The organism is Aestuariivirga sp., from assembly GCF_020252395.1.
Lineage (GTDB): Bacteria > Pseudomonadota > Alphaproteobacteria > Rhizobiales > Aestuariivirgaceae > Aestuariivirga.
This window is the reverse complement of sequence record NZ_JADCDB010000009.1, coordinates 140,642-147,171: the sequence shown is the minus strand read 5'-3', so window position 1 is coordinate 147,171 and position 6,530 is coordinate 140,642. Positions and strand designations below refer to the sequence as shown.

Sequence of the window (6,530 nt, the reverse complement as noted above, 5' to 3'; positions counted from 1 at the left end):
GGCCAAAAACGCTCATGAACTTCATCATTCGCACAACCCTTCGGGCTTCCGTCCGGCTCATGCTGACCCCCAAAAAAGGGCCAGCCTACCGGACAGATCGTGTGCTACTTAAACCGGTCATATCGTGTGCTACCGACACAGGCCCCTGAGGGGCTTGCACTGGCCGAGGAGCCCCTATATAGGAAGCCAACTCTGCGGGGAGCTCCCTTCGTCTATCGGTTAGGACGGCAGCCTCTCACGTTGCAAAGGCGGGTTCGATTCCCGCAGGGAGCGCCAAGTTCTGAAGCCGATAATCCCGGCTCGACTCTTGCTTCCATGTGCCGCAGAACCGATCATCCTCGGAAGGTTTGAGCGCGCTCCTCCGGCCTGGCAATCACTTTTTCGGGCAAGGCGGCGTATGGCGCAATCTTGGGCTTGACCGCAAACGGGCCCCGTTCCCACAATCCCGCTCTGGCCATGTTGGACTGTTGCCCGGCGGTTGCGGAAAAGATCTCGACGAAAGCGCCTGTGATGCCGGCGTGCTCCATGAAGGGGGCGTTGATGACCATTGCGCGGCAAGACAGGCGCCGGAGGGAAGCGCGCAGTCTCGGATCGGCAGGATCACCGGCGGCATGGCGAGGGCGGCCTGCACGGGAAGGCCATGGTGGGCGATGAAGAAGTCACCGCGGCGTCAGCCCGGCACGCTTCATGAAAAGGCTGTCGACACGCTCCAGGAAGGCCTGCTGGGCGGTCTGCGGATAGTCCAGGTCCTTCGGCGCGTTGGAGAGCAGCAGCATGGTGGCGTTCGACTCGAAGAACACCACGCGGCCTTGGCTGTCGACGTCGAAGTCCATGCCAAAAATGTCGAGCGGGATGCGCCGGCCGATCTCGTGCAGCGTCTTCCACGCCGCATCGCCGAGGCGTTCGGGCTGCTCCACCACGGCATTGGCCCGGTCGAACAGCGCGCGGTCGCGGCGATAATGATCGAGGATACGGTCGAACTTGCGGCCGCGCACCATCCACTGGTCGTCATAGTCGGCGCGGATCAGGGTGGGTATGCCTTCGACGAAGGCGGCGCGGATGCGGCGGTGGAAGCCGTTCTCATGCTCCACACCGGCATAGTCGATGACGTAGAAATCCTTGCTGCCCAGCGCCATCAGTTCCGAGAAGATGGCCGGAAGCCCGGCGTCATTGCGGGCGAGGTGGATGTTGGCGCCCTCCTGCTCGCCCACGGAGCGCAGAATGACGGGGAAGGCGAAAAGTTCCTTGATGCGCTGGCGCAGCGCCTGCAACAGCTGCGGGTCCAGCCGGAAGCGCATGGCTTTGGGCACGATGAGGTTGGCAATGCCGCGCACCAGCTCCGCCGTCTCCACCCGCGTGCAGTGCACGGCCTTTTCGGCGGCATTGACCACGGCAAGGCCAAGCGCCTGCTGATGCGCCTCGACTTTCGCCAGCGCGCCGCGCTTCAGCGCCTCGCCGTTGACGCAGTTGTTGAGCGTGATGGCAGGCTCGCCGCGGCCCAGCTCGCCCGCTGCGGAACGCGGCGGGCTGGCGGCGAACACCGACATGAAGCGATAGCGGCCGGCGCAGCGCGCGTACAGCTGGCTTGGGTAATTGCCGGAAAAATGCTGCTCGCGGACAGGCTCCGTGAGCGCCCCTATCGCGGGCGAGTCGGCGATGTGCACCACCGTCATGATCTGCGAGGGCTGGCGCTGCGCCACGTAAAAGGGGGCCTGCGCCAGGTAGGCGCAGTAGAGCTGCGCGCATTCAGCTTGAAGACCGCGTGCGGCGGCTGCGCTGCAGGCGTGGGCGATGGCCTCGGGCCAATCGCGCCAGCGATATGAAGCGGCGTTGAAGCGCGTCAGGATTTCGGCGTGTTTCTCCGCCTGCAGCGTGGCGGCGAGCCAGAGCCGTTCCACTTCCCAGGGCGTACCGGGCCTGTCCAGCACCGGCGCAAGATAGTTCGCGACGAAGTCATGCTTGCCCGCCAGCAGCAGCGGATTGCAGATGTCCGCGAGCACGGCCGCGTCGAGGTCACCCTCCGCAAGCCCGGCGAGGGGCGGCAGGTTCATCTCGCTGATGCCGGCGATGTCGCTGCCGCGCTGCGCCTTGGCCAGGAGGCGCGCCAGGTTCGCGGCGTGCTTGAGGCGCTGTGTCGGCGCGCGGGCCTCGAGAACGGCGTGGCGCGCCGGTTCGACGGCATCGTCCAGCCGGTCGCCCAGCGCCAGCGCCAGACCCTTGAGGCCGAGGAGATCGCTGTCGCGCGGTTCCGCCGCAAGCTGGCTCTCGATATCCGCAAGTGCTGAAACCGTATCGCCGCTGCGAAGGGCAGCAACGATCTTGGCGTGAGTCTGCATGTGGCTTCCCGCGGGATGCATGATCTGGTTCAGGGCTTATTGGCCTGTCCCACGGAGGTCAACCCTGCAACGGCAGGCCCGGTGCAGTCTAGTTGGAGCCGTGATAGACGGCGCCAGCGCGGGTGTAGCCTGACCACGAGACGCTGCCCTTGGCCGGTCCACCGGTGGCGGGCAAGATGCGCAGCGTGGTGGCCGCCGTCCCCTCGCGGTTCTTTTCCTTGGTGGTCATCGGCAGGCCCGGCACTTCGAGGTTGGGTGTCCTGGAAATGGTCATCAACCACGTGCTGGAAGGCGGCGCCGGGGCGGCCTTGGCGGCGAGCTTGCCGAGATCCACCGTGCCGTCAGCCAAGGCCATGCCGGCCGCGGCGCCGAGCGCCGCACCGCTCATCAGGATCGTTGTTATGATCCGCATGCTGAAATCTCCTGCTTCGGAACGCGAAAAAATATAGCAGCACGGCGGTAGCCGGAAAAATGAAATTCCCGGCAGGGCCGATCCGCCGCGGAGGGCTCAGGCGGCGGGCGGCTTGGGCGTGGCCGAGGCGGCGAAAGGATTGGAGGGCCGCGCCGGACGTGGCTTCGGCTTCGGCATGGGGATCAGGCCCTCACGCTGGGCCTTCTTGCGGGCCAGCTTGCGGGCCCGGCGTACCGCCTCGGCCTTCTCGCGCACGCGCTTCTCCGAGGGCTTTTCATAGAAGGTGTGGGCCTTCATCTCGCGCAGCAGGCCTTCGCGCTGCATCTTCTTCTTGAGGAAGCGCAGGGCCTGGTCGACGTTGTTGTCTTTCACGAAGATTTTCATGGGGTGCCTCCTGGCTCTCAACAAAAAGAATGCGCCGGTGCGGACACCGGCGCTCCTCGATTCCTCCAGTCCCGCCACCAGTACATCCGTGGCTCGCGGGAAAAGAAGGCTCTGGATATGATCAGGCCGCCTGGAGGCGGTCCGCGGACGACTTGCCGTTACGCTTGTCGGTCACGATCTCGAAGGAGATCTTCTGGCCTTCGTTTAGGCCAGTCATTCCGGCGCGCTCGACAGCGCTGATGTGAACGAACACATCGCCGCCGCCACCCACTGGCTCAATGAAGCCGAAGCCCTTCTGGGCGTTGAACCACTTAACAGTACCTGTTTGCACAGTAGATCCTTGATCGATATAGGGTCTCGAACGGACTGCGGTATTGCAGGTCCATTCACCGATGTTCTGGAAGAGAGGGGAACGATCGCGGCGTAGCGCGCGCGCAGGTCCGAGCCATCAGGCCAAAATTCGATGATCGGGATATAGGCGGGCGGCGCCGGCAATGCAAGGCAATTCGTCAGCGAACTGAAAATGCCACGATCTTGCCACGATGCGCCCTGCAGCGCGCAATGACGCGCCGTTTGCGGAAACTTGACTGGGTCCGGCCGCTGCGGCGCGGATTTTTGGGGCGGCAGCGAAGCGGGTCAGGATCGGAAGGATCTCGCACGGCACGGCGAAAGCCGCGAGCGCCGGACGGCCGTGCGGAGTTTGACTCGATCAGTCAGAGGCGAGGTCCCACTTGCCGCCGGGATTGAAGCTGAGGATCTTCGGCACGATGCTGTCCGTGCCGGGTCCGAAGTCGCGCTCATAGACCACGCCGGCCTGGTTCACGACGAAGGTCGACACCCCGGTCTCGCCATATCTGGCGGGCCACGCGAGGAGCGCGAATCCGCTGATCATATTGCCGTTCACCACATAGTCATGGGCGCCACCGGCAATGTTGCCGCCCTGGCGCTTGAGGATGCGGAACTTATAGCCGAAATAGCCATCGCCCGCCTTGGCCTTGTCGAGGGCCGCGGCATCGAGGGCGGACCCCACCAGGCTTTCGCCATCACCCTGTTCGGGCGGCCAGTAGAGACCGTCCGTGCGGCCTTCGCTGCTGATCAGCTTCTGCGCGAATTCCAGCACGCCGTCACCGTCGCGGTCCTCGGTGGCGTAATCCTCCTGCGCCTGAACATAAAGACGCATGGTGTCGATGGCGTGCAGCTCGTTCTCGCCGATGCGGCGGTTCACGATTTCCTCGAGGCCGGCGACGGTGTCGAAGGCCCACTTGCCGTCCTCGCCCTTCACGACCGGGAAAGGGAAGGGCCACAGTTCCTTGCCGAGGTCGAGCACGCGCTGGTCTTCTTCCTCCTCAACCGAGATGCCCTCGGAGGCGGCTTCCTGCACCTGCTTCACCGTGCCCTCGATATCCTCCGACTTCGCGACCTTTGCGGCGTCGAGCCCGAGCAGAGCGGAGATCGCATTGATGTCGCCCTTCGCCATCACGTCCTTGAAGGCGGCGATCGCCGCCTCGGGCGTGTCGAACAACGTGGGCTCCGGGCCGACGTAGCTCTGCAGCTCATTGCTGATGGCAAAGGCCGGAGAGGCCGCGGCCAGCTGGCCGAATACCACGGCCGTGCCGAGCAGAAGTGTGGAAACGAGATTGGTGTTGATCATGATCCTGGCCTCTCTTCCTGCCCGGTCAACGCCGGCGGCCGCGGCCGCCACCGCCACCGCCGCCACCGCCCCTGTTGGCCGGGACGAACTTCTTGCCGCCGCCCCCGCCGCCGCCCTTGATTTTGCCGCCGCCTCCTCCGCCGGGGTTGAAGTCCGGCCGGTTGATGCCGCCGCCGCCCATCGACTTGTTGCCGCGCATCGACTGCATCTGCGCGTCACGGCCGCGCGTGACCTCGCCCATAGGGGAAGGCATCGGCGGCCTGACGTCCTTCGTGGCGCCGGGCCGCGGTTTGCCAACGGGGCGATCGAGATTGGGCTTCGCCATCTTGTCCGCCGGGCGCGCCATGTCGCCGACGTTCATGCCGCCTGTGCCGGGCTTAACGAGATTGCCGAGATTGCCTTTGTCAGGCTTTCCGCCGGGGTTGCCAGTGCCCGGCTTGGCGAGATTGCCGCCTCCGAGGCCGCCGATGTCTCCGCCATTGCCGGGCCGGGCCATCTTGTCAGTGGGCTTGAAGCCCTGGACTGGCTTCTTGTTCAGGCCCTCGAGCGTGCTCTTGCGGATGTCCTTGGTCTGCAGGCCGCCCTTGGCGGGCAGCGTGGCGGGGCGCTGGAGATTGCCTTTGTTGTTGCTGCCGGTCTTGTTGTTGCCCAGCTTGTTGCGGTCGAAGTTCGTGAGGTCGTTCTTCCTGACCTCGTTGCGGATATTGGTGTTGCTGAGCTTGTTGAACTGGTTCTTGTCGTACTTGATCTTGCTGCGGTCGACGTTGCGCCAATCGATATTGTTGATGTTGAGCTTGCCGTTGAAGTCGCTGCCGATGATGCACTTGTTGCAGTCGATGTCGATGTCGTTGCCCCAGTTGTTGCCGTTGCCGTGCCAGTGGTTGTTCCAGCCCCAGCCCCAGAAGCCGTTGTCCCAGTCCACCGCGGCCGTCCAGATTGCGCCGGTCACCGCGCCGGCGAAGAAGGCCGCCGCGGGGTTCCAGTAATAGGGATAGGGATCCGGGTAATAGCTCACCGGCACATAGGCGTAGTCCGGCTCGTAGAGCATCTCCGGCTGGTACTGCGGCACGTAGATGACTTCGCTGCTGGCGGGTGCGATGATGATGTTCTGGCGGCCGTTGTCGGCCTCCTTCGTGACCTTCACCTTGCTGTCGGTCTTGATGACGCCGTTGGCCACCGCCTGCTCGCGCAGCTGCTGGATGGAGTTGAGAACGTCTTCCTGCTGGTTGACGATCGATTGGCCGAAAAGCTGCGTCCAGTCGAGGTCGTCGGCCATCATCCTGACGATCTCGGGATAGTTGAGCAGAGAGATCACGCTGCCGTCCCAGGCCGCCTTGGGGTTCAGCCCTTTCTTGGCCTTGGAATTATCGAGGAAGCGTTCGGCTTCCACGATCTGGAGAGGATAGAGCGAGGCAGCAGAGATCAGCGCGACCAGCTCATCCGGGTAAAGCGCAATGCGTGCGACGAGGATATCCATTTCCTCGGGCGAGAGCGGCATCGGGGCCTCTTCGGCCTCGGCCTGGGCGGCCTCTGGCACCGGGCCAGTCTGGGCGCGCAGCGGGGCGGAGGCGGAACCCATCGCAACCGCCGCCGCGACGGAGAACAGAAGCGGCCCGGCCAGCAGGCGCTTCAGGAAAGTCTTGTCCATGTCGTCTCTCATTCATTTCGCGGACTGCCGACCCCGCGGCGCAGAGCCTAGGGCAAACGTATTCACGTGTTCAAGTTGCATTCCGCAGGCTGTTGCGGG

At 64.4% G+C, this 6,530-nt stretch carries 7 protein-coding genes and 1 tRNA gene; 1 reads left to right on the top strand and 7 read right to left on the bottom strand.

Annotation, left to right across the window (positions count from 1 at the left end; genetic code table 11):
- Positions 1-201: 201 nt before the first annotated feature.
- Positions 202-276: transfer RNA gene (locus IOC82_RS06815), tRNA-Glu, on the top strand.
- Between the two features lie 56 nt (positions 277-332).
- On the opposite strand, the gene IOC82_RS06810 is transcribed toward IOC82_RS06815, so the two are convergent.
- The 7 genes from IOC82_RS06810 to IOC82_RS06780 form a co-directional block, all read right to left on the bottom strand.
- Positions 333-548 (bottom strand): hypothetical protein, encoded by a 216-nt coding sequence (locus IOC82_RS06810; RefSeq protein ID WP_290545426.1) that lies wholly within the window; start codon positions 546-548, stop codon positions 333-335.
- Between the two features lie 111 nt (positions 549-659).
- On the bottom strand, positions 660-2,336 hold the full coding sequence (locus IOC82_RS06805; protein ID WP_290545425.1) for a hypothetical protein: 1,677 nt from the start codon (positions 2,334-2,336) through the stop codon (positions 660-662).
- An 88-nt stretch (positions 2,337-2,424) separates the two neighbouring features.
- Complete coding sequence (locus IOC82_RS06800) at positions 2,425-2,748, bottom strand: hypothetical protein (protein WP_290545424.1); 324 nt, start codon at positions 2,746-2,748, stop codon at positions 2,425-2,427.
- 96 nt (positions 2,749-2,844) lie between these two features.
- Positions 2,845-3,132 (bottom strand): 30S ribosomal protein S21, encoded by a 288-nt coding sequence (gene rpsU / locus IOC82_RS06795; protein WP_290545423.1) that lies wholly within the window; start codon positions 3,130-3,132, stop codon positions 2,845-2,847.
- Positions 3,133-3,253: 121 nt separating this feature from the next.
- Positions 3,254-3,463 carry a cold-shock protein gene (locus tag IOC82_RS06790; RefSeq protein ID WP_290545422.1) on the bottom strand — a complete coding sequence of 70 codons (210 nt, stop codon included), beginning with the start codon at positions 3,461-3,463 and terminating at the stop codon, positions 3,254-3,256.
- A 378-nt stretch (positions 3,464-3,841) separates the two neighbouring features.
- Positions 3,842-4,783, bottom strand: a complete 942-nt coding sequence (locus IOC82_RS06785) for a DUF2950 domain-containing protein (protein ID WP_290545421.1) — start codon at positions 4,781-4,783, stop codon at positions 3,842-3,844.
- A 25-nt stretch (positions 4,784-4,808) separates the two neighbouring features.
- Positions 4,809-6,431, bottom strand: a complete 1,623-nt coding sequence (locus IOC82_RS06780; protein WP_290545420.1) for a DUF3300 domain-containing protein — start codon at positions 6,429-6,431, stop codon at positions 4,809-4,811.
- Positions 6,432-6,530: the final 99 nt, after the last annotated feature.

Bases quoted from the DNA above. Each gene is read 5' to 3' on its own strand.
- IOC82_RS06810 (WP_290545426.1), bottom strand. From the start codon at position 548: ATGGTCATCAACGCCCCCTTCATGGAGCACGCCGGCATCACAGGCGCT.
- IOC82_RS06805 (WP_290545425.1), bottom strand. From the start codon at position 2,336: ATGCAGACTCACGCCAAGATCGTTGCTGCCCTTCGCAGCGGCGATACG.
- IOC82_RS06800 (WP_290545424.1), bottom strand. From the start codon at position 2,748: ATGCGGATCATAACAACGATCCTGATGAGCGGTGCGGCGCTCGGCGCC.
- rpsU (WP_290545423.1), bottom strand. From the start codon at position 3,132: ATGAAAATCTTCGTGAAAGACAACAACGTCGACCAGGCCCTGCGCTTC.
- IOC82_RS06785 (WP_290545421.1), bottom strand. From the start codon at position 4,783: ATGATCAACACCAATCTCGTTTCCACACTTCTGCTCGGCACGGCCGTG.
- IOC82_RS06780 (WP_290545420.1), bottom strand. From the start codon at position 6,431: ATGGACAAGACTTTCCTGAAGCGCCTGCTGGCCGGGCCGCTTCTGTTC.